Annotated in this window: 23 protein-coding genes; 15 read left to right on the forward strand and 8 right to left on the reverse strand. The window is 66.4% G+C overall.

What is annotated here, in order from left to right:
• Nucleotides 1-48 precede the first annotated feature (48 nt).
• The 14 genes from dop (at nucleotide 49) to PUN71_RS17980 (ending at nucleotide 15594) form a co-directional block, all read left to right on the forward strand.
• Nucleotides 49-1668, forward strand: coding sequence for a depupylase/deamidase Dop (gene dop, locus PUN71_RS17915; RefSeq protein ID WP_277799495.1), 1620 nt, complete (start codon nucleotides 49-51; stop codon nucleotides 1666-1668).
• Between the two features lie 84 nt (nucleotides 1669-1752).
• Entirely contained in the window at nucleotides 1753-1956 is a 204-nt protein-coding gene (locus PUN71_RS17920) for a ubiquitin-like protein Pup (protein ID WP_043455935.1), read from the forward strand.
• An 80-nt stretch (nucleotides 1957-2036) separates the two neighbouring features.
• Nucleotides 2037-2858, forward strand: a complete 822-nt coding sequence (gene prcB, locus PUN71_RS17925) for a proteasome subunit beta (protein ID WP_043455936.1) — start codon at nucleotides 2037-2039, stop codon at nucleotides 2856-2858.
• Between the two features lies 1 nt (nucleotide 2859).
• Nucleotides 2860-3570 carry a proteasome subunit alpha gene (gene prcA / locus PUN71_RS17930; RefSeq protein ID WP_043455937.1) on the forward strand — a complete coding sequence of 237 codons (711 nt, stop codon included), beginning with the start codon at nucleotides 2860-2862 and terminating at the stop codon, nucleotides 3568-3570.
• A 9-nt stretch (nucleotides 3571-3579) separates the two neighbouring features.
• Nucleotides 3580-4944: a Pup--protein ligase gene (pafA, locus tag PUN71_RS17935; RefSeq protein WP_043455938.1), complete on the forward strand. Its 1365-nt coding sequence runs from the start codon at nucleotides 3580-3582 to the stop codon at nucleotides 4942-4944.
• A 116-nt stretch (nucleotides 4945-5060) separates the two neighbouring features.
• On the forward strand, nucleotides 5061-6029 hold the full coding sequence (locus PUN71_RS17940; RefSeq protein ID WP_043455951.1) for an FKBP-type peptidyl-prolyl cis-trans isomerase: 969 nt from the start codon (nucleotides 5061-5063) through the stop codon (nucleotides 6027-6029).
• Between the two features lie 63 nt (nucleotides 6030-6092).
• On the forward strand, nucleotides 6093-6488 hold the full coding sequence (locus PUN71_RS17945; protein ID WP_043455939.1) for an FKBP-type peptidyl-prolyl cis-trans isomerase: 396 nt from the start codon (nucleotides 6093-6095) through the stop codon (nucleotides 6486-6488).
• Nucleotides 6489-6590: 102 nt separating this feature from the next.
• Nucleotides 6591-8579, forward strand: coding sequence for a helix-turn-helix transcriptional regulator (locus PUN71_RS17950; RefSeq protein WP_277799483.1), 1989 nt, complete (start codon nucleotides 6591-6593; stop codon nucleotides 8577-8579).
• A 10-nt stretch (nucleotides 8580-8589) separates the two neighbouring features.
• On the forward strand, nucleotides 8590-8937 hold the full coding sequence (locus PUN71_RS17955) for a hypothetical protein (RefSeq protein ID WP_277799484.1): 348 nt from the start codon (nucleotides 8590-8592) through the stop codon (nucleotides 8935-8937).
• Nucleotides 8938-8969: 32 nt separating this feature from the next.
• Nucleotides 8970-9242 (forward strand): Sec-independent protein translocase subunit TatA, encoded by a 273-nt coding sequence (gene tatA, locus PUN71_RS17960; RefSeq protein WP_043455943.1) that lies wholly within the window; start codon nucleotides 8970-8972, stop codon nucleotides 9240-9242.
• Nucleotides 9243-9290: 48 nt separating this feature from the next.
• Nucleotides 9291-10085, forward strand: a complete 795-nt coding sequence (tatC, locus tag PUN71_RS17965) for a twin-arginine translocase subunit TatC (protein ID WP_277799485.1) — start codon at nucleotides 9291-9293, stop codon at nucleotides 10083-10085.
• 21 nt (nucleotides 10086-10106) lie between these two features.
• Entirely contained in the window at nucleotides 10107-13019 is a 2913-nt protein-coding gene (locus tag PUN71_RS17970) for a DEAD/DEAH box helicase (protein WP_277799486.1), read from the forward strand.
• 67 nt (nucleotides 13020-13086) lie between these two features.
• Entirely contained in the window at nucleotides 13087-14754 is a 1668-nt protein-coding gene (locus PUN71_RS17975) for an amidohydrolase (RefSeq protein WP_277799487.1), read from the forward strand.
• Between the two features lie 96 nt (nucleotides 14755-14850).
• Nucleotides 14851-15594 carry a polyprenol monophosphomannose synthase gene (locus PUN71_RS17980; protein WP_277799488.1) on the forward strand — a complete coding sequence of 248 codons (744 nt, stop codon included), beginning with the start codon at nucleotides 14851-14853 and terminating at the stop codon, nucleotides 15592-15594.
• A gap of 114 nt (nucleotides 15595-15708) precedes the next feature.
• On the opposite strand, the gene PUN71_RS17985 is transcribed toward PUN71_RS17980, so the two are convergent.
• From PUN71_RS17985 to PUN71_RS18005, 5 genes are all read right to left on the reverse strand, one after another.
• The gene (locus tag PUN71_RS17985) at nucleotides 15709-16056 is read right to left on the reverse strand and encodes an RNA polymerase-binding protein RbpA (protein WP_026266052.1); all 348 of its coding nucleotides are present in this window, start codon (nucleotides 16054-16056) and stop codon (nucleotides 15709-15711) included.
• A 236-nt stretch (nucleotides 16057-16292) separates the two neighbouring features.
• Entirely contained in the window at nucleotides 16293-17237 is a 945-nt protein-coding gene (locus tag PUN71_RS17990) for an SPFH domain-containing protein (protein WP_043456276.1), read from the reverse strand.
• Between the two features lie 22 nt (nucleotides 17238-17259).
• Complete coding sequence (locus PUN71_RS17995) at nucleotides 17260-17733, reverse strand: NfeD family protein (protein ID WP_043456273.1); 474 nt, start codon at nucleotides 17731-17733, stop codon at nucleotides 17260-17262.
• A gap of 130 nt (nucleotides 17734-17863) precedes the next feature.
• Nucleotides 17864-18739 (reverse strand): putative RNA methyltransferase, encoded by an 876-nt coding sequence (locus PUN71_RS18000; RefSeq protein WP_277799489.1) that lies wholly within the window; start codon nucleotides 18737-18739, stop codon nucleotides 17864-17866.
• A gap of 59 nt (nucleotides 18740-18798) precedes the next feature.
• Nucleotides 18799-19479 (reverse strand): peptide deformylase, encoded by a 681-nt coding sequence (locus PUN71_RS18005; protein WP_277799490.1) that lies wholly within the window; start codon nucleotides 19477-19479, stop codon nucleotides 18799-18801.
• A 54-nt stretch (nucleotides 19480-19533) separates the two neighbouring features.
• Here PUN71_RS18005 and PUN71_RS18010 point away from each other — a divergent pair, with 54 nt between their 5' ends.
• A complete protein-coding gene (locus tag PUN71_RS18010; protein WP_043456269.1) occupies nucleotides 19534-19947 on the forward strand; it encodes a nuclear transport factor 2 family protein in 414 nt (137 codons plus the stop codon).
• Nucleotides 19948-19984: 37 nt separating this feature from the next.
• Here PUN71_RS18010 and PUN71_RS18015 read toward each other — a convergent pair whose 3' ends face one another.
• From PUN71_RS18015 to PUN71_RS18025, 3 genes are read right to left on the reverse strand one after another with little or no spacing between them, the layout of a single operon-like run.
• Nucleotides 19985-21139, reverse strand: coding sequence for an FAD-dependent oxidoreductase (locus PUN71_RS18015; protein ID WP_277799491.1), 1155 nt, complete (start codon nucleotides 21137-21139; stop codon nucleotides 19985-19987).
• A gap of 1 nt (nucleotide 21140) precedes the next feature.
• Complete coding sequence (locus tag PUN71_RS18020) at nucleotides 21141-21836, reverse strand: class I SAM-dependent methyltransferase (RefSeq protein WP_277799492.1); 696 nt, start codon at nucleotides 21834-21836, stop codon at nucleotides 21141-21143.
• 13 nt (nucleotides 21837-21849) lie between these two features.
• On the reverse strand, nucleotides 21850-23085 hold the full coding sequence (locus tag PUN71_RS18025) for a type III polyketide synthase (protein ID WP_277799496.1): 1236 nt from the start codon (nucleotides 23083-23085) through the stop codon (nucleotides 21850-21852).
• Nucleotides 23086-23365: the final 280 nt, after the last annotated feature.

The following is a 23365-nucleotide window of genomic DNA, read 5'->3' on the forward strand; positions in this document are numbered from 1 at the left end:
GGTGCCCACGGATCCGCCGCCGGGGAATCCCTCCCCGCCGGCGGAGCCATGCGGGTCATGGGGGCGGAAACCGAATACGGCATCCACGCTCCGTCCGCACCGTCTGCCAATGCCACCATGATGAGTGCCCGGGTAGTCCAGGCCTACGCCCAGGTCACCCGGCAGCGGGCTGCGGGCGGGGCCGAGACGCGGTGGGACTATACCGACGAAGAGCCGCTGCACGATGCCCGGGGCTGGACTGTGGACCGGGGCGCGGCCCATCCATCCCAGCTCACCGACCAGCCGCCCGTCCTGGATGCGGAGGCGGTGGCCCTCGCCTACGGCCGTGAGGAGCTGGAACTGGACGGGCAGGACGAGTCGGGGACCCTCCTGATGAACATGGTCCTGGGCAACGGCGCCAGGCTGTACGTCGACCACGCCCATCCCGAGTACTCAAGTCCCGAGGTCACCAACCCCAGGGACGCGGTGGTCTGGGACGCAGCCGGCGACCTCGTAGGACTGGCGGCGCTGCGCCGGCTGGCAGCGGACCCGGCCCTCCCGCCGGTCAACCTGTACAAGAACAACACTGACAACAAGTCAGTGTCGTACGGTTCGCACGAAAACTACCTCATGCCGCGGTCCGTGCCTTTCGGTGACATCGTGCGCGGCCTGACGCCGTTCTTCGTCACCCGGCAGGTCATCTGCGGGGCCGGCCGGCTGGGACTGGGGCAGGACAGTTCCGTACCCGGCTTCCAGGTCAGCCAGCGCGCCGACTTCTTCGAAGCCGAGGTGGGCCTGGAAACCACCATCCGCAGGCCCATCATCAACACCCGGGACGAACCCCACGCCACGGCCGACAAGTACCGGCGGCTGCACGTGATCATCGGGGACGCGAACCTCAGCCAGGTCTCCAATTACCTTAAGTTCGGCACCACCGCCATGGTCCTCAGCCTCATCGAGGCGGGCCTGGCACCCAAGGTGGAGGTCTACGAGCCCGTTGCGGCGCTCAAGACCGTCAGCCACGACACCTCGCTGACGGCGAGGCTGCGGCTGCTGGACGGCAGGCGCGTCACAGCCCTCGATCTTCAATGGATGTACCACGAGGCCGCCGCCAAGCTGGCCCAGGACACCGGTGTGGGCGACACGGTGGACGGCGATGGGCACACCCACGAAGTTCTGGAGCGGTGGGCTACGGTGCTCACTCAACTGGACAGTGACCGGGCAGCGGCGGCCACCTCCGTGGAGTGGCTGGCCAAACTCTCGCTGCTGGACGGTTACCGCCAGCGGGACGGCCTGGAGTGGAACGATGCCCGGCTGGGCCTGGTGGATCTCCAGTGGGCCGATATCAGGCCGGAAAAGGGCCTCTACTACCGGCTGCTGTCCAGGAACCGGATGCAGCGGATCGTGGACGACGCAGCCATCGCCGCCGCCGTCGCGGAACCTCCGGCCGATACCCGGGCCTTCTTCCGCGGGAAGTGCATCAGCAGCTTCGGCAAGGATGTGGTGGGAGCAAGCTGGGACTCGGTCATCTTCGATGTCCCCGGGTACGGGCGGCTGCAGCGCGTACCTACCCGGGAACCATTGAGGGGAACCAAAGCCCTGACCGGAGCGTTGTTCGAGCGCTACCGGGAAGCCGGGCCGTTCCTTGGTGAACTGCTGGGACACAACAGCACTCCGCCTGCGGCATAAACCGCGCCGGAACGCCCGTACCGTGGCAGGATGGGCATATCGGAGGATCCGCCGGATTCACCGGACGAAGAAGGAGGGAAACCAATGGCAGGCCAGGAGCAGCAGCAGCCGCAGTCACGTGACAGCCAGGTCGACGAAGACATTCCCGAGGCACCCCCGGCACCGCCCGAGGCCAAGGCATCGGCGTCCACCGAGGGCGTTGACGACCTGCTCGACGAGATAGACGGCGTCCTGGAATCCAACGCCGAGGAGTTTGTCCGGGCGTTCGTCCAAAAGGGCGGCCAGTAACCCGGAGCCGGAAGGTGGCGGAAGCCGCGGACGGCAGGGATCTGTACCAACGTTGAAGTACCACGTTCAAGGAGTGATGAGTGCAGGAATCAACCGCCAACCAGGTAGCCGCCAACGCCACCTCGTCCTTTACGGAGCACCTGCAACGGGACCGGCCGGAGTTACTGCCGTTCAACCGGTCCCTTCAGGGTGGCGCGTCGGCGGCTGCCCCGCTGCAGGTTCCCCATGCCACCACTATCGTGGCGATGAGCTACGGCGGCGGCGTCCTGATGGCGGGGGACCGGCGGGCCACGATGGGCAACGTCATTGCCAGCAGGCATATTGAGAAGGTCTTTCCTGCAGACCATTTCTCGGTCCTTGGCATCGCCGGGACAGCCGGCATCGCGATTGACCTGACGCGGCTCTTCCAGGTTGAACTCGAGCACTATGAAAAAATCGAAGGCACCCAGCTGAGCCTCGAGGGCAAGGCCAACCGGTTGGGGGCCATGATCAGGGGCAACCTCCCGCTGGCCCTCCAGGGGCTCGCGGTGGTGCCCCTCTTTGCCGGCTTCGACACCAGCGCCGGTGTTGGGCGGCTGTTTTCCTACGATGTCACCGGAGGCCGGTACGAGGAACACGAACACCACACGGTGGGTTCGGGCTCGGTCTTCGCACGGGGCGCCCTGAAGAAGCTGTGGCGGCCCAACCTCAGTGCAGCGGAAGCCCTGTCGGTTGCCGTCGAATCCCTGTACGACGCTGCCGACGACGATTCCGCCACGGGCGGACCCGATACGGTCCGGCAGCTGTGGCCGGTGGTCTACACCGTGGACAGGACGGGAGCCCGCCGGGTTCCCGAAGCCGAACTCGCCGACGCCTCGCGCGCCGTCATTGAGTCACGCACCATCGCCGGACGGGAGGCCTGAGATGACCCAGCAGTTTTATGTGTCGCCCGAACAGCTGATGAAGGACCGCGCGGATTTCGCGCGGAAAGGCATCGCCCGGGGCCGCTCGGTGGTCGTCATCAGCTGTGCGGACGGCATCGCACTCGTCGCCGAGAACCCGTCCCCGTCGCTGCACAAGATCGGCGAGATCTACGACAAGATCGCGTTCGCCGCCGTAGGCAAATACAACGAATTCGAAAGCCTACGGCAGGCCGGGGTCCGCTATGCAGATGTCCGCGGATACTCCTATGACCGCGAGGACGTTACCGCGCGGGGACTGGCGAGCGTCTACGCCCAGAGCCTCGGCGCCGTCTTCACCGCCGAGCAGAAGCCTTTCGAGGTGGAGCTTGCCGTGGCCGAGGTGGGTCCCACGCAGGCCGAAGACCACCTTTACCGGCTGACTTTCGACGGCTCGATTGCCGACGAACACAGTTTTGTCGTGATGGGCGGCCAGGCCGACCGGGTCTCGTCGGCCATTGACGCCGGCTGGCAGGCGTCGCTGGGTTTTGCGGACGCCGTGCGGCTCGCGCTGAAAGGCCTCACACCCGCCCAGGAGGGTGAACAAACGGCGGCACCGTTGCCGCCCGGCGCACTCGAAGTGGCCGTCCTGGACCGGCTCTCCGAAAGCTCCCGCGGCTCCCGGCGCGCCTTCCGCAGGCTCAACGACGCGGATATCACAGCACTGCTGGCCTAGGAGGATCAGATGGACAAGAGAATCTTCGGCATCGAGACCGAGTTCGGGATTTCCTATTCGAGCCCCGACTCCAGGCCCCTTGCCCCGGAGGAGGTGGCGCGGTACCTGTTCCGCAAGGTGGTCAGCTGGGGGCGCTCTTCCAATGTCTTCCTGACCAACGGCTCACGGCTGTACCTCGACGTCGGATCCCACCCCGAATACGCCACCGCGGAATGTGACGACCTTGCCCAGCTCATCGCCCACGACCGTGCCGGCGAGCTCATCCTGGACGACCTCGTGGACGAGGCCCAGGCACGGCTGGCAGCAGAAGGGTTCAACGGGACCGTCTACCTGTTCAAGAACAACACCGACTCCGCGGGCAACTCCTACGGCAGCCACGAGAATTACCTGATTCCCCGGCGCGGGGAGTTTTCACGGCTGGCCGAAATCCTGATTCCGTTCCTGGTCACCCGCCAGCTCATTGCGGGCGCCGGGAAGATCCTGAAGACGCCGCACGGGGCCACGTATGCCTTCTCCCAGCGCGCCGACCACATCTGGGAGGGCGTCTCATCCGCCACCACCCGTTCCCGGCCGATCATCAATACCAGGGACGAGCCCCACGCGGACGCCGAGTTCTACCGGCGGCTGCATGTCATTGTCGGGGACTCGAATATGTCTGAAGCGACGGCGCTGATGAAGATCGGCACCGTGGACCTTGTCCTCAGGATGATCGAGGCGGGGGTGATCATGCGTGACATGAGGATGGAGAATCCCATCCGCAGCATCAGGGAAATTTCGCATGACCTCAGCGGGCGCGCCCTGGTCCGTCTGGCCAACGGCCGCCAGCTGACCGCACTGGAGATCCAGCAGGAGTACCTGACCAAGGTCACTGCCTTCGTCAAGGAGCACGGCGCGCACAATCCCCACGTTCCGGCCATCCTTGACCTGTGGGAGCGGACCCTCCATGCCATCGAGTCAGGAGACACCCGGGGCATCGACACCGAAATCGACTGGGCCATCAAGAAGAAGTTGATGGACAACTACCGCGAACGCCACGGCCTCGGCCTGGATGCGCCGCGGATCGCGCAGCTCGATCTCACGTACCACGACATCTCCCGCAGCCGGGGCCTCTACTACCTGCTGCAGTCCCGCGGTGCGGTGCGCCGGATCGTTGACGATACCGTCATCAAGGGCGCGGTGGACGCCCCGCCGCAAACTACCCGGGCAAAACTCAGGGGCGACTTTGTCCGCCGGGCGCAGGAGCTGGGGCGTGACTACACCGTGGACTGGGTGCACCTGAAACTGAATGACCGGGCCCACCAGACGATTCTGTGCAAGGATCCGTTCCGCAGTGTCGATGACCGGGTGGATGCACTCCTGGACTCTATGGGCTGACGTCCAGCTTCAGGGTCTATTCTGGATAAGGTCCTTTTTAAAGGGACCTCTGCACGGCGTTGTCCGCTGTGACATTCAACGCCGTATCCACCCTGCCCCGACGAAAGTTTTCCTACGTGCGCCGACTACTAGCAATACTCCTTCCCGGCCTGCTGCTCCTGACCGCCTGCGGAGGTACAAGCTCCCAGCCGGAGCCCAGCAGCCAGTCTGCCGGGGAGACTGCAAAGTTCGACTCCCTCAAGCTGACCGACAACGGGGACAAGAAGGCCCCTGGCGTGGACTTCGACAAGCCGCTCACCGTTACGCAGCCCACCATCAAGGTTGTGTCCGAAGGCAGCGGCGACCGCGTCAAGGCAAACCAGGTAGCCAAGATCTCCATCCTGGCCCTGAACGGCACGGACGGGTCCCAGCTGGAGGATACGTTCGCCAACGAGCCTGAAAGCCTGGAGCTGAACGATGAGCTCAAGACCAGCAGCGCCGTCATCTACAACGCCTTTGTCGGCGCCAAGGTAGGGTCCAGCCTTGCCCTGGCCGTCCCGGGCCAGCAAAGTGCGCCCTCAGCAAGTCCCAGCCCGTCCGATGGCGCAACCCCCAGCCCGAGCGCAGCAGCCGGACCCAGCCAGCTGCTGATCATCAAGGTGCTGTCCGCTTCCGACCCCACGCCTGTCCTGGACAAGCCCCAGGGTGAGACCGTGAGCCCGCCGCCCGGCCTCCCCACCGTGACCGAAAAAGACGGCGTACCGGAAATCAACGTGGCCGGTGCGGCGGCCCCGACGGCCCTCGTATCCCAGGACCTGATCAAGGGCACCGGCGCCACCGTGAAAGAGTCCGACACGCTGACGGTCAACTACGTGGGCGTCAACCTCGACGGCGGCACCAAGTTCGATTCCAGCTTCGACCGGGGCCAGCCCGCCACCTTCCCGCTTACCGGTGTCATCAAGGGCTGGACGCAGGGCCTCGCCGGCAAGACGGTGGGCTCCCGCGTCCTGCTGGTCATCCCCAAGGACCTGGCCTACGGCGACGCCGGCCAGGGACAGGCCAAGGGAGACCTCGTCTTCGTAGTGGACATCCTCGGGGTCAAGTAGCAAGACTTACAGGGACGCCGCGTTCTTCCGCGGCACCCATCACTCACACGCATAGGAGCAAGCATGTCGTTTGGACAGCGGGAATTTGACCGCCAGAAGCCCGAGATCGACTTCCCGGAAGGTGACGTACCCACGGAACTCGTCATCACGGACCTCATTGAGGGCACCGGCCGTGAAGCCCAGGCCGGGGACACCGTCTCCACCCACTACGTGGGCGTTGCCTGGTCCACGGGTGAAGAGTTTGACGCCTCCTGGGGCCGCGGCGCGCCGCTGGACTTCCGCGTAGGCGTCGGCCAGGTCATCCAGGGCTGGGACCAGGGACTGCTCGGCATGAAGGTCGGCGGCCGCCGCCGGCTGGAGATTCCCTCCGAGCTGGCCTACGGCTCGCGCGGTGCCGGCGGGGCCATCGCCCCCAACGAGGCCCTGATCTTCGTCGTGGACCTCGTGGACGTCCGCTAACCCGGGCTTACAGTACAGCCGACAGCGCGGCAGAACGGGACATCAGAGTTCCGTACTGCCGCGCTTTCCGCTTTAAGCGGCGGGTTTAGTAACGTAACCAACGTGTCCGTATCCCGTACCGAACGACTCCTCAACCTGCTGATCGCGCTCCTCAACACCCGTTACGGCCTGCGCCGCAGCGAATTGCGCGAAAAGGTTTACCACGACACCTCCGGCAACGACGTTGCCTTCGGGCGGATGTTCGAGCGGGACAAGAATGACCTTCGGGCGATGGGCTTCGAGGTGGAAACCCTGACGGACCTGGGCTGGAGCGAGGACGATCCGGCCACCACCCGGTACCGGATCGGCAAGGAGTCCAACCGGCTCCCGGACGTCCAGCTTGGGCCGGAGGAATGGACAGTCCTCCTGCTGGCCTCCCGGCTGTGGGAGCGTGCCGCACTGGGATCCGCCGCCCAAAGCGCCCTCCGGAAGCTCCAGGCATCCGGCAAACTCGCGGACGTGGAGCTGCCCGCGGGGGTGCAGCCGCGGATAAAGCCCGCCGGCCAGGCCTTCGATGACGTCGTCACCGCCATGCACGCCCGGCACCCCGTGACTTTCACCTACCTGGCCGGCAGCACCGGCAAGGAGGAAACCCGTACCGTTGAACCCTGGGGACTGGGCAGCCGGTTCGGCCAGTGGTACCTCATGGGCTACGACCGCGGCCGGCAGGCGGCGAGGCATTTCCGCCTTTCCCGCTTCACCAGCGCCGTCACCACGCTCGCCCGGGAACACTATGAGCCGCCGGCCAACTTCAGCATCCGGTCCGAGCTTGAACGGCTGCCTGAACTGCCGCTCCGCACCGCCGTCGTGGACGTCCCCACCGGCCGCCTGCTGGCGCTGCGGGCACGCGCCGTGGAAGCTCCCGGCCAGCCGGCCCCGGGCAACCCGCCCGTGGGCCACGACCGGCTGGCGCTTGAATACCGCGATCCCGAAGTGTTCGCCGAAGAGCTGGCGTCCTACGGCCCCGACGCGCTGGTTGTGGAACCCGGAGACCTGCGCCAGGCCGTGCGCCGCCGCCTGCAGGCCGCCCTCGACTTCAGCGCCGCGCCCCGGCCCTCCTACGCCTTCCCCGGCCCTGCCCCGGCCCGGGCGGTGCGCAAGGGCACCTCTGAGGATCAGCTCAAGCGCATGCTGCAGCTGGTGCCGTTCCTGGTCCACAACCAGGGCCTGCACATCCAGGACGTCGCTGACCACTTCGGCGTCACCCGGGAGGAGTTGGAAGCCGACCTCCGGATCCTGATCTGTTCCGGACTGCCCGAAGGCTATCCGGACGACCTGCTGGACATCCAGTGGGAGGACGGCCACGTCTTCATCACCCAGGACCTCGACCTGAAGAAGCCGGTCCGGTTCACCGTGGCGGAAGCGTGTGCCCTGCTGACCGGGCTGGAGACACTGAACGGCCTGCCCGACCTGCCCGGCGGCGGTGCGCTGGAATCGGTCACCCTGAAGCTCCTGGCCGCAGCCGGGGAGGAAGGACTGCGGGCCGCCTCCATTGCCGGGCCGCAGGTTGCCCCCGCGGACGCCGCCACCCATGCCACCGTCCGCCGCGCCATCGAGTCCGGGTCCCAGCTCCACCTGACCTATCTCTCACCCCAGCGGGACGCCGTCACCGAACGCGACGTGGACCCGCTGCGGCTCTACTCCCTGGACAACACCTGGTATTTCGAAGCCTGGTGCCACCTGGTGGACGGGCTTCGGAACTTCCGGCTGGACAGGGTCCGGGAGGTGCATCCCAACGGTGCCCCCGCCGGCAGGCATGCTGCGCCCCGGGACGGGGTTCCGGCCAAGCTTTTCACGGCCAACGACGACGACACCGTGGTCACCATCCAGCTCACCCGGCAGGGCAGGGGGCTGGCGGAGGACTATTACGCGGCACGCACCGCGGAACTTCCCGACGGCGGACTGGTTGCCGAGGTCCGCTTCGGCAATACTGCGTGGCTGCCGATGTTCGTGGCACAGCATGGCGGTTCGGCCCGGATCCTGGCCCCTGCCGGTCTGGCCGACGCCGCACGCGAGTGGCTGGCGGCAGCGCTGGCAAGATACGGCGGATAGACTTCTCAGCATGCCTTGGTGGTCCTGGATTCTCATATGGCTGGCGCTGGTCGCCGTGTCCCTGCTGTTCTATGTCCTGCTGGGCATCCGTCTCTTCCGCCAGTTCATGGCAACCGTGAAGGACCTCACCGCGGCCGGGGAAAAACTGGGGCACCTCCAGCCGGCTGAAGCACCGGCCGAAAGTGCCGATCCCGGCCGGCCGGGACCCGGGTCCGCTGTTTTTGCCTCGCCCGCTGTGATGCGACATGATTACGAGGCATCCAAATCGGCCCGGCGCGAAGAACGGCGCCGCCGGCGAGTGCAGCGCAAGAAAGACCGGGGCCAGCCGCAGGCGCTCGGAGATCTCGACTTCACATAGAAGTAGGATGTAGTTAGAGGAAAGGATTTCCCGTGGGAAGACTCTTTGATGGCCCCTGGCCGATCGTAATCATCATCGTTGTTGCATTGCTTCTGTTCGCCGCGCCCAAACTTCCGGCCATGGCCCGCAGCCTCGGCCAGTCCATGCGGATCATCAGGTCCGAGGTCAAGGAAATGAAGAACGACGGCAAGACCGACTCCACCGAAGCCAACGGCCCCGTGGAGGGCACCATCGTGAACCACCCCAAGGCGAAGCCCGGTGAGCCGACTGACGGCACTGACGTTCCGCCGTCGACCCGCGCCTGACCTCCCGTGGCACTGTCGCGGGCCCGTAAAGCCAACCCCGAGGGGCGCATGTCCCTCTGGGAGCACCTCAAGGAGCTGAAGAACCGGCTGATCAAGTCGGCCATCGGCGTCGTCATCGGCGGCATTGGGGGCTGGATTCTTTACGATCCGCTGCTGAAGGCCCTGGCCGAACCGGTCAACCGCATCTCGGAGGAGACCGGGGGCCTTGCTGCCATCAACTTCGGGACCATTGCGTCGCCGTTCGATTTCAAGCTCCAGATGTCCCTGCTCATCGGGGCCGTCATTTCCAGTCCCATCTGGATTTACCAACTCTGGGCCTTCATCACCCCAGGGCTGACCTCGAAGGAACGGCGCTACACCCTCGGCTACATGGCCGCCGCCATACCACTGTTCCTTGCCGGCATCTGGGTCGGCTGGCTTGTCGTCCCGCAGGTGGTCCATGCGCTGACCCAGTTCACCCCTGCCGGCTCCTCCAGCGTGATTGATGCACGGACCTACATCGAGTTCGTCACCCGGATGGTGCTGATGCTGGGCCTGGCCTTCCTGGTCCCTGTGGTGTTGGTGGGCGTCAACATGGCCGGCATCGTATCCGGGCGCACCATACTGAAGGCCTGGCGCATCACCGTCTTCCTGGTGTTCGTCCTGGCGGCCATCGCCGCTCCGGGCGCGGACGCCATCTCCATGTTCATGCTCGCCGGTCCGCTGCTGGCGCTCTTCTTCGCCGCCATCGGCATCTGCATCATGAACGACAAACGCCGTGAACGGCGGCAGGCCAAGCAGGTCGAAGAGACCGAGGCCACAGCGGACATTGGCACCCCCGGGAGTGAACTCAAGAAGCTCTAGGCTTGCCGTTAGGCTTGGAGTATGTCCTCCACCACCGGCCCATTCTCCACGGGACCCGTCGATCCTGAAGAACTGTCGCCCGCTGAACGCTACCGTGCCAGCGCCGAACGCAGGGCCGAGGCCGCAACGTACCTGGGAGCGTTCACCCGGACCCTGGATTTCGAGCTGGATGACTTCCAGCGGCAAGCCTGCCGCTCCCTCCAGGAGGGCAGGGGAGTCCTGGTGGCCGCCCCCACCGGCGCCGGCAAAACGATCGTGGGGGAGTTCGCCATCTACCTCGCGCTGCAGCGGGGCTTGAAGGCCTTCTACACCACCCCTATCAAGGCCCTCAGCAACCAGAAATACAGCGAGCTCACCGCAAAATACGGTGCCGACAACGTGGGCCTCCTGACTGGTGACACCAGCATCAACGGTGACGCGCAGGTGGTGGTGATGACCACCGAAGTCCTGCGGAACATGCTCTACGCGGATTCCGCCACCCTGGACGACCTTGGATACGTGGTCATGGACGAAGTCCACTACCTCGCCGACCGGTTCCGCGGCGCAGTCTGGGAAGAAGTCATCATCCACCTGCCGAGCGAGGTGCAGGTGGCATCGCTGAGTGCAACCGTCTCCAACGCCGAGGAATTCGGCGCCTGGCTGGACACCGTCCGCGGGGACACCGACATCATCGTCTCCGAGCACCGCCCCGTGCCGCTGTGGCAGCACGTCATGGTGGGCTGGCAGATCATGGACCTGTTCGCCGGGGAAACCACCTTCGATGAAATCGCCCCGCCCGTTGAGGAAGACGGGCAAACGGACACGCCCGGCACGTCACGCGAACGTGCCAAGGGCCGCGGGTTCGACGTCAACCCGGACCTCCTCACGGTGGCCCGCAGCGAAAGCCAGCAGAGCTTCCGCAGCCGTCCCGGACCGGGAGGACGCGGCCGGCGGGGGAACGGCCGTCCCGGCCGCGGCGGCGAGCCAGGGGGAGTGCGGCCGGCCAGCCGCCCCCAGGTCATTGCCAGTCTGGACAGGATGGACCTGCTGCCTGCCATCACCTTCATCTTTTCCCGGGCGGGGTGCGAGGCAGCAGTAGCGCAGTGCGTCAGCTCCGGCCTGTGGCTGACCACCGAAAAAGAGCAGCGGATCATCGCCCAGCGCGTCGACGAGGCCGCAATGGACATTCCGCCGGACGACCTCGACGTCCTGGGTTTCTGGACCTGGCGGGACGGGCTCCTCCGGGGTTTCGCCGCCCACCACGCGGGAATGCTGCCCACCTTCAAGGAGGTGGTGGAAAAGCTTTTCGCCGACGGACTGGTCAAAGCTGTCTTCGCCACCGAGACGCTCGCCCTGGGCGTCAATATGCCGGCACGCTCCGTGGTGCTCGAGAAGCTCGACAAGTTCAACGGCGAAGCCCACGTCGACATCACCGCCGGCGAGTACACCCAGCTGACCGGACGGGCCGGGCGCAGGGGCATCGACGTCGAGGGCCATGCCGTGGTGCTTTGGCAGCCCGGGACTGACCCGACGGCGGTGGCCGGCCTGGCATCGCGCCGCACCTATCCGCTGAACTCGAGTTTCCGGCCCACCTACAACATGAGCATCAACCTGCTGGCGCAGTTTGGACGGGCCCGGGCCCGCGAAATCCTTGAGTCCTCCTTCGCCCAGTTCCAGGCTGACCGTTCCGTGGTGGGCCTGGCCAGGCAGGTACGAAGCCGCGAGGAGTCGCTCGCAGGCTACGCAAAGTCCATGACCTGCCACCTGGGTGACTTCACGGAGTACGCCAGGCTGCGCAGGGAACTCTCGGATGCGGAAAACGCCACGTCCAAGGCCAAGTCCCGGGTGCGGAAATCGCTCAGCGACGACTCCCTGGCCCGCCTGCTGCCCGGGGACGTGGTCAACGTTCCCGGCGGACGTGCGCCGGGTCCCGCCGTCGTCCTCAGCTCCGACCACAGCAGCCGCGAGCCCCGGCCTGCCGTGCTCACCCTGGACAACCAGCTGCGCAGGATCGGCATAGACGACCTTGAGGGCCCGATCGCCCCGGTGACCCGGATCCGGATCCCCAAATCGTTCAACGCGAAGGTGCCCAAGTCCCGGCGCGACCTTGCCTCGTCGGCACGGAACGCCCTGCGGGAGAACCGTGCCCCGGCACCCGGCCAGAACCGCAACCACGATTTCGGCCGGGCGGCGGCGCTGCCCAACCAGGAGAAGCGGATCGCCGACCTTCGCCGTGCGCTGCGGGCCCACCCCTGCCATGGCTGCAGCGAGCGTGAAGACCACGCGCGCTGGTCGGAGCGCTGGTGGAAGCTGAGGCGGGAAACCGACGGCCTGGTCCGCCAGATCCAGGGCCGCACCAACACCATCGCCAAGACCTTCGACCGGGTCTGCGATGTCCTGTCGTCCTACGGATACCTGGAGGATGCCGGCGACGGCCGCTTGAACATCAGCCCGGACGGGCAGCGGCTCCGCCGGATCTACGGTGAAAAGGACCTGTTGATCTCCCAGTCCCTGCGGCTGGGCGCGTTCAACGACCTCGACGCAGCGGAGGTGGCAGCCCTCGCCAGTGTGCTGGTCTACCAGGCCAAGCGCGAGGACCGTGGGCTGCGGCCGCGGATGCCCAGCGTCTCCCTCGAAACCTCCGTGGATATCGTGGTCAGGGAATGGTCCGTGCTTGAGGACGTGGAAGAGGAGAACAAGCTGCCGCTGACCGGCGAGCCCGAGCTGGGACTTGTCTGGCCCCTGTACAAGTGGGCCCGCGGACGGCACCTGCAGGACGTCCTCAGCGGGACGGACCTTGCCGCCGGCGACTTCGTCCGCTGGGTCAAGCAGGTGGTGGACCTCCTGGACCAGCTCGCCAAGATTCCGGGCCTTGACCCGCGGCTGGCGCGGCTGTGTGCCGAAGCCATCAACCTTATCCGCCGCGGCGTCGTTGCCTATTCCTCCGTTCTCTAGTTCCCTCCAGTTCCGCTGCACCCGTCGGGTCGATCCCGGCGCCCCTATCCCAGGAGTCCCTCCCGCCATGCCCCTTCCTGACGCGACCACGAACCCCAAAGACACCGGCCGGCCCGTTCCGGTGCTGTACCGGAACGGATCCGTGTACACCGCGGCGGACCCGTTCGCAACGGCCATGCTGGTGGACGGCGACACCGTCGCGTGGGTTGGCTCCGAGCAGGCGGCTTCCTCCATCGCGGACAGTTCCATGGACATCATCGACCTGCGCGGGGCCTTGGTCGCGCCGGGATTCGTGGACTCGCACATGCACCTGACCGAAACCGGAATCGCCTTGGAATCGCTGCAGCTGGGGGCCGCGGGCTCGGCCCGGGAGCTGCTGGACGCGGTCGCCGCTGCCGGCGGCGACGGCCCGGTACTCGGCCACGGCTGGGACGAGAGCACTTGGGCGGATCCCACCCTGCCCGGCGCCGAAGAACTTGAGCGGGCGTCCGGTGGCAGGCCGGTGTACCTCTCGCGGGTCGACGTGCATTCCGCACTGGTCTCGACGTCCCTCGCCCGGTCAGCGGACCTTCGCGGCAAGGACGGGTACGACGGCGGCGCGCGGGTAACGCGCGCCGCCCACGAAGCTGCCCGGCTGGCAACGCGGCAGATGCCGCAGGAGACGCTCAGGCAGCACCAAAAACGTGCTTTGGCGGAAGCAGCGGCCAACGGTTACGTTGCGGTGGCCGAGATGGGTGCACCGCACATCGGCGGCGCCGCGGACCTCCGGACGGCAGCAGGCTGGAACGGCTCCGAACCGGGTTATTCGGCCTATCCGGAGGTCCTGCCGTATTGGGGTGAACTGGTTTCCACGGAGGAGCAGGCGCGGGCGCTGGTTGAGCAGTTCGGAGCAGGACTCCGCGGGCTGGCGGGCGACTTGAACATGGACGGATCGCTGGGTTCCCGCACGGCCGCCCTTCGCTCCGGTTACAGCGACGCGGCCCAGGAACGGGGCACCCTGTACCTGGACGTTGAGCAGGCCGCAGCCCACCTTGCCGCGTGCTCCCTGGCCGGGATCCAGGGCGGGTTCCACGTCATAGGCGACGCCGGCCTCGACGCCGCCCTGGCGGCACTGGACCTCGCGGCCCGGGAAGTGGGGGAGCAGAAGGTTCGGGCCGCAGGCCATCGGTTCGAGCATGTGGAGATGGCTGATGCCGCGGCCGTGGCTAAGCTGGCCCATTATTCCGTTACCGTCAGCGCCCAGCCGTCCTTCGACGCAGCGTGGGGCGGGCCGGGTGGCCTGTACGAGCGGCGGCTGGGTGGGCGGAGCCGGGCCATGAATCCGTTCGCCGCGTTCTATTCCGCCGGTGTGCCGGTGTGCTTTGGCAGTGACAGCCCCGTGACGCCGCTGCGCCCGTGGTCGAGTGTGCGGGCCTGCGTGGAGCACCACAACCCGGACGAACGCATCTCCGCCCGCGCGGCCTTCCTGGGGCACACCCGTGCCGGTTGGCGGGCCGCACGGCATACCAACCCGATGGCCGGGCAGCTCGTACCCGGTGCACCGGCCAGCTTTGCGGTGTGGGACGTGGAGGAACTGATGGTCCAGGTGGCTGATGGGCGGGTTCAGTCCTGGAGCACCGACCCGCGAGCCAGGACACCGCTGCTGCCGGCGCTGGACACCGGCTCGGATCCGGTGTGCCTGCAAACCGTGAAAGATGGCACCGAACTGTTCGCCAGCCCCGCACTGCGTTCCTGACGCAGGAATCCTCCGCCCCTATAATGGGGAGTTGCGCCCTGCGCCGGCATGGCCGGCATCCGGTGCACCGACCACTTCCACCAGGAAAGGCCCTTCGTGCGCGTCCTTACGATCATTCCCACCTACAACGAACTGGAATCGCTGCCCAAGACGCTCCAGCGCCTTCGCAAAGCCGTTCCGGCATCGGACGTGCTGGTGGTCGATGACAACAGCCCCGACGGCACCGGCCAGCTCGCCGACGGCTTCGCCGCCGAGGACCCCCAGGTCCACGTCCTGCACCGCAAGGGCAAGGAAGGCCTGGGCGCCGCCTACATCGCCGGGTTCAAATGGGGCCTGGACGCCGGCTACGACGTCCTCGTGGAAATGGACGCCGACGGCTCACACCAGCCCGAACAGCTGCCCCAACTGCTCGAGGCCGTCGAGCAAGGCGCCGACCTGGCCATGGGCTCACGCTGGGTCCCCGGCGGCAGCGTGGTCAACTGGCCCTTCTACCGCCAGGCCATCTCACGCGTCGGCAGCACCTACGCCCGGCTGATGCTCGGCCTGCCCATCAAGGACGTCACCGGCGGCTACCGCGCGTTCCGCAGGACCACCCTCGAAAAACTCAACCTGGACCAGGTCGACTCCGTCGGCTACGGCTTCCAGGTGGACCTGGCCTGGCGCGTGGCCAAACTGGGCCTGCGCATCGAAGAACGCCCCATCACCTTCGTAGAACGCGAACTCGGCGCCTCGAAAATGAGCGGCAACATCGTCATCGAAGCCATGGTCAACGTCACCAAATGGGGACTCACCGCCCGCTGGAACACGCTGTCCGGGAAACTGAAGAACAAGCAGGCCTGACTCCCCGGGAAGTTGCCGGCTGCGTCAGCGGACCGGCCGGCTTCCGACGGATGGGACAGAAAAGGGGGCGGCCCCGCACCGAAGTGCGGGGCCGCCCCCTGTCTTCAGCTTGCGCTATGCAGAACGGCGCTCTCCGCGGCGTTCGCGCAGGATGGTGAGGCGGTCCTCGAGGATCTGTTCGAGTTCAGGCAAGGAACGGCGTTCCAGCAGCATGTCCCAGTGGGTGCGCACTGCCTTGTCGTTGCTCGTGTCCGGCTTCTCGCCGTCAACCAGGAGCGCCTCCTTGCCGGTCTTGGAGACCCACACCGGAGGAATTTCCGCCTCGGAGGAGAACGTGACGAAGACCTGCTCGCCATCCGCGCACCGGTATTCGACCCGCTGGCGCGGAGCCGGCTCAACTCCGGACTCGGTCTCCATGCTCTGCGCACCAAGGCGCATGCCCCGCAGGCTGCGATCGCTCATGTTTTCTCCCTCTGGTCGGTTCGCGGATGAAAACTCCGCGCCAGCCGGCAGCGCCTTGGCGCTGCCGGACTACTGTGTGCACTGTGCTGCATCATTGGATTCAACGCATTGCGAAGCTTGGTTGTTCCAGCAGGTATACTCCTGCCGGACAAATACCCAATTATACGGGTGTTATCCCACTTGAACCAAAACAGGGAGGTTCCCGCGGCCGGAACCCTCCCTGTCGATGGCGGCTCCTACTGCTCGGTGCGCCCGGTGGCGGCGTCCCCGAACAATGCCGCGGCAGGGGAGTCGGTGCCTGCGCCGCCCATCGCATTGCCGATTCCCTTTAATGCTTCGCCGACTTCACTGGGGATGATCCACAGCTTGTTGGCCGAGCCCTCGGCCAGCTTGGGCAGGGTCTGCAGGTATTGGTAAGCCAGCAGCTTCTGGTCCGGGTTGCCCTTGTGGATGGCGTCAAAGACCTTTTGGATGGCCTGCGACTCGCCGTCGGCGCGAAGGATGGCGGCCTTCGCCTCGCCCTCGGCCTTGAGGATGGCCGCCTGCCGCTGGCCCTCGGCGGTGAGGATTGCCGACTGCTTGGTTCCCTCAGCGGTCAGGATGGCTGCGCGGCGGTCACGTTCGGCGCGCATCTGCTTCTCCATGGAGTCCTGGATGGAGTGCGGCGGATCGATGGCCTTCAGCTCCACGCGGGAGACGCGGATGCCCCACCGGCCAGTCGCCTCATCCAGGACGCCGCGGAGTTGCCCGTTGATCTGGTCGCGGGAGGTCAACGCCTCCTCGAGGTTGAGTCCGCCGACCACGTTCCGGAGCGTGGTGGTGGTCAGCTGCTCAACGGCCTGGATGTAGTTGGCGATCTCATAGGTGGCCGCACGCGGATCGGTGACCTGGAAGTAGACCACGGTGTCGATGGAGACGACGAGGTTGTCTTCCGTGATGACCGGTTGCGGCGGGAAGGACACCACCTGTTCGCGCAGGTCCAGGAGCGGCAGGAGCCGGTCCACGAAAGGGATGAGGATCGTCAGTCCGGGGTTCAGCGTCCGCTGGTACTTGCCGAGCCGTTCAACGACGCCGGCGCGGGCCTGCGGGATGATCCGGACGGACCGGACCAAAACGATAATGACAAAGACGATCAGGACCACCAGCACAATGGCCAATGCGGTTCCTCCTGCGTTTTCCATACAACTCCTTGTTCCCCAATTGTCAGGCTGTATCTGGACCGGCGGCCGCCGCCGGCGGCACCGAAACCACTGCTGTGGCACCGTCGATGGCCGAAACGACCACTTTTTGGCCCGCGGGAAGGACTCCCGCTGCGGAGCGTGCGCTCCATATATCGCCGCCGATTTTCACCAGGCCCCCGTCGGAGGTGACGGCTTCCATGACCACGGCCTGCTCACCGATCAGCCGGTCCACGTTCGTGCGTTGCTCGGACGGGCCCTTCTTGAGGTGGGACAGGGCTACGGGCCGGACGAAGGCCACCATGAGCAGGGACACGATGCAGAAGACGACCACCTGGAGCCAGGGCTCGGCGCCGGCGAAATCGGCCACGAGGGCGGCGAGGGCGCCGCCGCCGAGCATGATGAAGAAGAGGTCGAGGGTGATCATCTCGACCACGGCAAACGCCAGGAAAGCCGTGAGCCACAGCGCCCACCAGTTTTCACCAAGCCATTCAAACATCAGTGTTTTCCCCCTTGGTCACGGGGGAGCCGCCTGTACGGATCCGCCAGTAACTGTCTTTTCATCCTAGTCCGGGGATGTGCGGTCCGGGTGGGCTCACGCTTGGTGTAGGGGGATAGTGGCCAAGTCGTTACGCCCCAGCGCCGGCCCTGCGGAACACAAACAGCCTGAACTTCGCGTCGGCCGTGAGCGGCTCGGGGGAGTCTTCGAGCCGTGCGGCGAGCCCGGCGGAATCGAGGTGGTGGCCCGCCGGTCCCATGAACGCAAGGTCGGCGGCGGCGGCACGGGTCAGCTCCAGCGGGATGTCGACGTCGCGGTAGCCCTCCGGGTGGAACTGCCCTGCCATGGCCTCGTTGAGGCGCTCGTCCTTTCCTTCTTCAATGCCAAGCATTCCGGTGATGGCAGCGATGTCCCCCAGGTGGCCGCTTCGCGGCGTCACCACAACGAGGAGGCCGTTGGGGCGCAGCACCCGCGCAAATTCTGCCGGGTTGCGTGGGGCAAAGACGACCGTCACGGCATCGACGGAGCTGCTTGCCACCGGAAACGGCTGCCAGATGTCCCAGACAAGGTTCACCGCCTCAGGGTTGAGCCGGGCAGCACGGCGGAGCGCGAACTTGGAGATGTCCAGGCCAATGCCCGCAACCCGGCGCCCCTGGGCCGCGGCGGTGTCGAGGATTTCCCGCAGGTAATGTCCCGTACCCGTGCCGGAATCCAAAACGACAGGGCCTTCTTCCGGCAGGCGGGGCACGACGGCGGAGGCCACCGCCTGCGCCAGGAGCCGATAGTGGCCCGACCCCAGGAAATTCACGCGCGCGGCCACCATCGCGGCACTGTCCGGTTCGAAGGATGTGCCTTTTCCCACCAACAGGTTGAAATAACCCTGCCGGGCGGCGTCGAAGTGGTGGCCGCCGGCGCATGCCAGCCGCGGCTGGGCGGTATCCGCGGCAACGTGTTCCAGGGGACGGGAGCAGACCGGGCACACGAGGGGGAGATCGACGGAAGGCATGGGAACCATATTATGGGCGCCGGTGGGGCAACCATGGCGGCGTGGCGCGGAAGTGAAGGTCAGCCGAGGGATATTCCGGCGGGCCCGTCGTCGAACCCCAGGCCTTCACGTGCCTTGCTGATGCCGGCCTCAGCCCAGTGCGCGGCATATTCTGCATTGCTGCTCAGGGAACGGAGCTGGGCGCGGTCGATATAGAGGATGCCGTTCAGATGGTCCGTTTCGTGCTGCACGATCCGCGCCTGCCAGCCGGTAAATTCGCGCCGCTCAGCGGTACCGCCGGGTGCCTGGTATTCGAGCAGCACGGTGTCAGGCCTTGCCACCACTGCCTGCAGGCCGTTCAGGGAAAGGCACCCCTCGTAGAACGAGGCAAGTCCGGATCCCACCTGCGTGTAGCGCGGATTGAGGATGGCGAGAAAGTCCAGCGGGCTTCGGTTCCGCAGCGCCGCAGCGTCGGGGTCGACGTCGAATTTGTCCTCCAGCACCGCCAGCTGCAGGGGGATACCCAGCTGCGGGGCGGCGAGACCCACCCCGGGGGCCTCGTGCATGACCTGGCGCATGATCCCGATCAGGCGCTCCAGCTGGTCCGTGGACAACTGGCCGTCGTATTCGGCCGCGCGCTGGCGGAGGGCCGGATGGCCGGCCTGGACGATCGGCGGCAGGGACCCGGAGGCCAGGATCCGCTCCACGGTCTCACGGATTTCATCGGCGCCGGCGGCGGTTGGTGGAACAGTCAGGGTCATGGTGACAGCCTACTGGCGCAGTGGCCTGGAGGAACGCTCGGATAAGGTCGGTCTATGGCTGCTGAGTTTGCCCCGCCGGTGTCACCGCGGGAACATGTCCTCGAATTCATCCGGGTCCTCGAGGCGGGCGGAGGGGCTGCGGACATCAAGCCGTTCCTCGCGGAATCATTCGTGCTGACCGAGGCCCCGCACCTGCTGGCCCCCGAGGGTTCAACCCGGACGCTGGCAGGGGTGCTGGCCGGCGCCGACCAAAGCCGCGAGGTGGTCACAGACCAAAAGTTCACCATCCGCCGCACCACGTGCGAAGGAAACCGGGTGGCCGTGGAGGCGGACTGGTCCGCCACTGTCCTCATGGACCTGCGGTACTGGGACCGAGGCGAGACCATCAGGGCCCGGACGTCATCCGTCTTTGAGCTGAGCGACGGCCTTATTGTGAGCCAGGACAGTTACGACTGCTACTTCCGGTAGCCCGACAAGGGTCCGGAAGGCCAGAAGTGCATGATGATCAGTGCATGGTGAAACGCCGCGCAGCCCACCGGTTCACGGCGGGAAGCGCTGCTGCCGCACCTATGGCGGCTGTGCGCACAGCCAGAAGCGGCGCGGGCAGAGGCCTGCCGAGCATCATGTTGACCTCAGCCTGGCGCCTGGCCAGGACTGCAGCCTGCATCCGCCGTTTCCCGAACTCCCGCAGCTGCCTGCCCACTGGCCGACCCTCCAGTGCCGCACAGATCACGGGCACCAGCTCACTGGCATCAAGCCAGCCAAGGTTCATGCCCTGGCCACCGATGGGGCTGACTTCATGGGCGGCGTCACCGAGCAGCACGGCCCGGCCGGCAACCATGCGCCGCGCGAGAGTGGACCGGACGCTGAAGGAGCTCAGCATCGTGTTGGTGGCCGCGTCCGGGAGGAATCCCGTGCGTCGCCGCACCAGGTGCACCAGGTCGTCCGCCACGGCAGCCGGGGGTGCGGGCCGTTCCAGCCGCACCACCCAGCGGCGCACCCCGCCCGGCAGGGGAAAGGATTCAACGATTCCCTCCGGCTCAAGGAACAGGACGGCCTTGTCCCCGTAGTCCGTACAGTCGTCGAAGTCGCCCATGAGGTAGTGGTCGGGGTAGGTCCGCCCGGATGCGGGAATACCGAGGGCGTCCCGCAGCCCGGAACGGGCACCGTCCGCGACAGCCAGCAAGGCCGCGCGCGCGCTGCCGCTGCTGTCCTGTCCGGCACCTGCGACGGACCCGAATGCCACGGTGACCCCGCCGCCGTCGTCCGTCACACCGGTGACATGGGCACCCCGGATGACCGCCCCCGGATCCAGTGCGCGGACCCTCTCTTCCAGGAGCTCTTCGGTGCGGAACTGCGGGAGCGCCAGGACGAACGGAAACTCAGAAGAGACCTCGTCGAAGGCCATGGTCCCCACGGTCCTCCCGCCGCTGACTGCCATGCCCGCCCTGATGCGGACCCCCTCCTGCACCATGCCTGCCGCCACGTCGATACCGGCGAGTGCCTCGAGCGCGGGAGGATGGATGCCAATGGCGCGGCTGTGCCTGTTCCGGCACCGCCGTTGCTCCAGGACTTTGACCGACACACCCTCCTGCAGGAGCGCGGCAGCAAGGTAAAGGCCAACGGGGCCGCCGCCGGCGATCAGGACATCAGCGTCCATGTCAGGCCTTGCGGCAGGCCAGGACCTGATGGAAAGCCCCTGAGCGTTCCACGGTCCAGCCCGGGGGAGCGGCCGCCGCCAGCTCCACCGGCAGGTAGCTGCGGCGGATTGAGGTGAGGCCGTCTTCCCGGATGAACGACTGCCGGAACGGCAGCGCGGCCACCCCGAAAAGGGCAAACGCCACGGTGCTGCGGATGAGGTCGTTGTGCAGGGCTTTGCGGGCCGCCAGGAGTTCCGAGTCGGCTAAAAGTTGGCGAAGCTCTGCGGGTGTGAGGTGGTGCAGCACGTGGTTGGAAATCACGACGTCGAACACCGCACCTTCCCGGACCAGGTCGCCGCTGTGGGCCTGGCGGAACCCCACGCCTGGCAGGGGCGGCCGCTGCCGGGCGAACCGGGCTGCCCGCGGATCAGGGTCGATGCCCAGGACCTGCATCGCTTTGCCGTCCCGGGCGGCCCAGCGGGCCAGCATCACAGGGAGGTCGCCGCCGCCGGAGCCGATGTCCAGGACCGTCACAGGGCCGGGGCCCGGTTTGGTGATGGTCCGAAGCTCCCGCTCGTACAGCCGCCGCCATCCGGACAGCACCCGGTTGATGACGCCGAACTGCCGGTAGGTGTTGTCCAGGAGCCGGGCGTCGCAATCGGGCCGGTCCATTTCCTCGATGTCCCCGGCAGCACGCCGGCGCAGCAGGATTCCCATGTGTGGAACCCCGTCAGGCGACGGGCGCTTCCGCGGTATCCCGGTCCCCGGGGGCTGCCGGATTTTCTTCAGCCAGGTCCTGCCGGCCCCTGGTCCGGCTTCCGGCCGTTGCCTGGCGGAGTTTGGTGAACAGCCCGGTCTCCACGGTCAGGCCGGGACCGAAGGCCATGGAGCAGATCCGCCCGTCATCCTGCCCGTCTTCCTGGACGGGTTGTTCCAGGATGTACTTGATGACGAACAGCACGGTGGCGCTGCTCATGTTGCCGTAGTTGCGCAGGACGTGGCGTGCGGGAACCAATTGGGCGTCGCTGAGGCCCAGCCGGGACTGCACCTTGTCAAGGATGCTGCGGCCGCCCGGGTGGATGGCCCAGTGGGGGATGGCGGAGTAGGGGAGCGCGGCCAGTTCCGGTTCCTTGGCGAGGAGGGGCTTCAGGGCATCCACGATGTGGTCATCAATAATATGCGGCACATAGTTGCCAAGCACCATCTCAAAACCGTTATCGCCAATGTTCCAGGCCATGGAGTCCTCGCCGACCGGCGTCAGGACGGTCTCGAAGTGGTCCAGCGTCAGCAGCGCTGATTCTTCCGCGCCTGGCCGGGCGGTGACGACGGCGGCCGCGGCACCATCGGCGAACAGGGCTGAGCCCATGATGGTGTCGGGGTCGTTGGAGGTGCGTACGTGCAGGGAGCACAGTTCGGCGCAGACGACCAGGACCACCGCGTTGGGGTCCGCCTCACAGAAGAGTTTCGCAGCGCGCAGCGCGGGAAACGCCGCGTAGCAGCCCATGAAACCGAGGTGGTACCGCTGGACGGCGGGGCTGAGGCCGAGTTCCCGTACCACCTTGTAATCGGGGCCTGGGTTGAAGAAGCCGGTGCAGGACACGGTGACGAGATGAGTTATGTCAAGTAAATCCAGTTCGGGGGCGGCCTGCAGGGCGGCCCGGGCAGCCGCCACGAAGAGCTTTGTGGCTTCCCGGGCAAAGATGTCATTGCGGACCTTGGTGCTTGGGTTCAGCAGCAGGCCGGATTCCTGGTCGTAGAACTGCGGGTTTTCTGCCCGGGACGTGTTGGTGAGTTCCTGGACTGCGGTGAACCGGGTATCGATGGCCGCACCATCAAAACAGGTATTGACCAGGCGTGAACCCAGGCGCGACAAGCCGGGCTGTGCTGCAAAAACGTCGCGGGCTTCAGACTGGATCAGCTTTGTCGGAGGAACTGCCGTTTCGAGTGAACGCACGTAGACCGTCATTGCTTCATTCTTGACGGGCGCCTGGATAAAGACAATGGTGCCGACGGGTTTGACCAGCGCCTTTACCGTGCCGTCCGAGGCCACAATGGATGTCTGCCGGCGCCCCGTCCGGGCACATTCCTAAAGCGCCGATAATCTACATTATGTCAAGTAGAATAGTGATTATTGCATCTGATGCATGATCACCCCTCCTCCGCCTGGGACTTGCTGCCACGCAGTCATTCATCTTTGAAAAGTGCCCGTGACCTGCGGAAACACTTCGTACACAGTGGGCGCAGGG

The organism is Arthrobacter sp. NQ7, from assembly GCF_029581595.2.
Lineage (GTDB): Bacteria > Actinomycetota > Actinomycetes > Actinomycetales > Micrococcaceae > Arthrobacter > Arthrobacter phenanthrenivorans_B.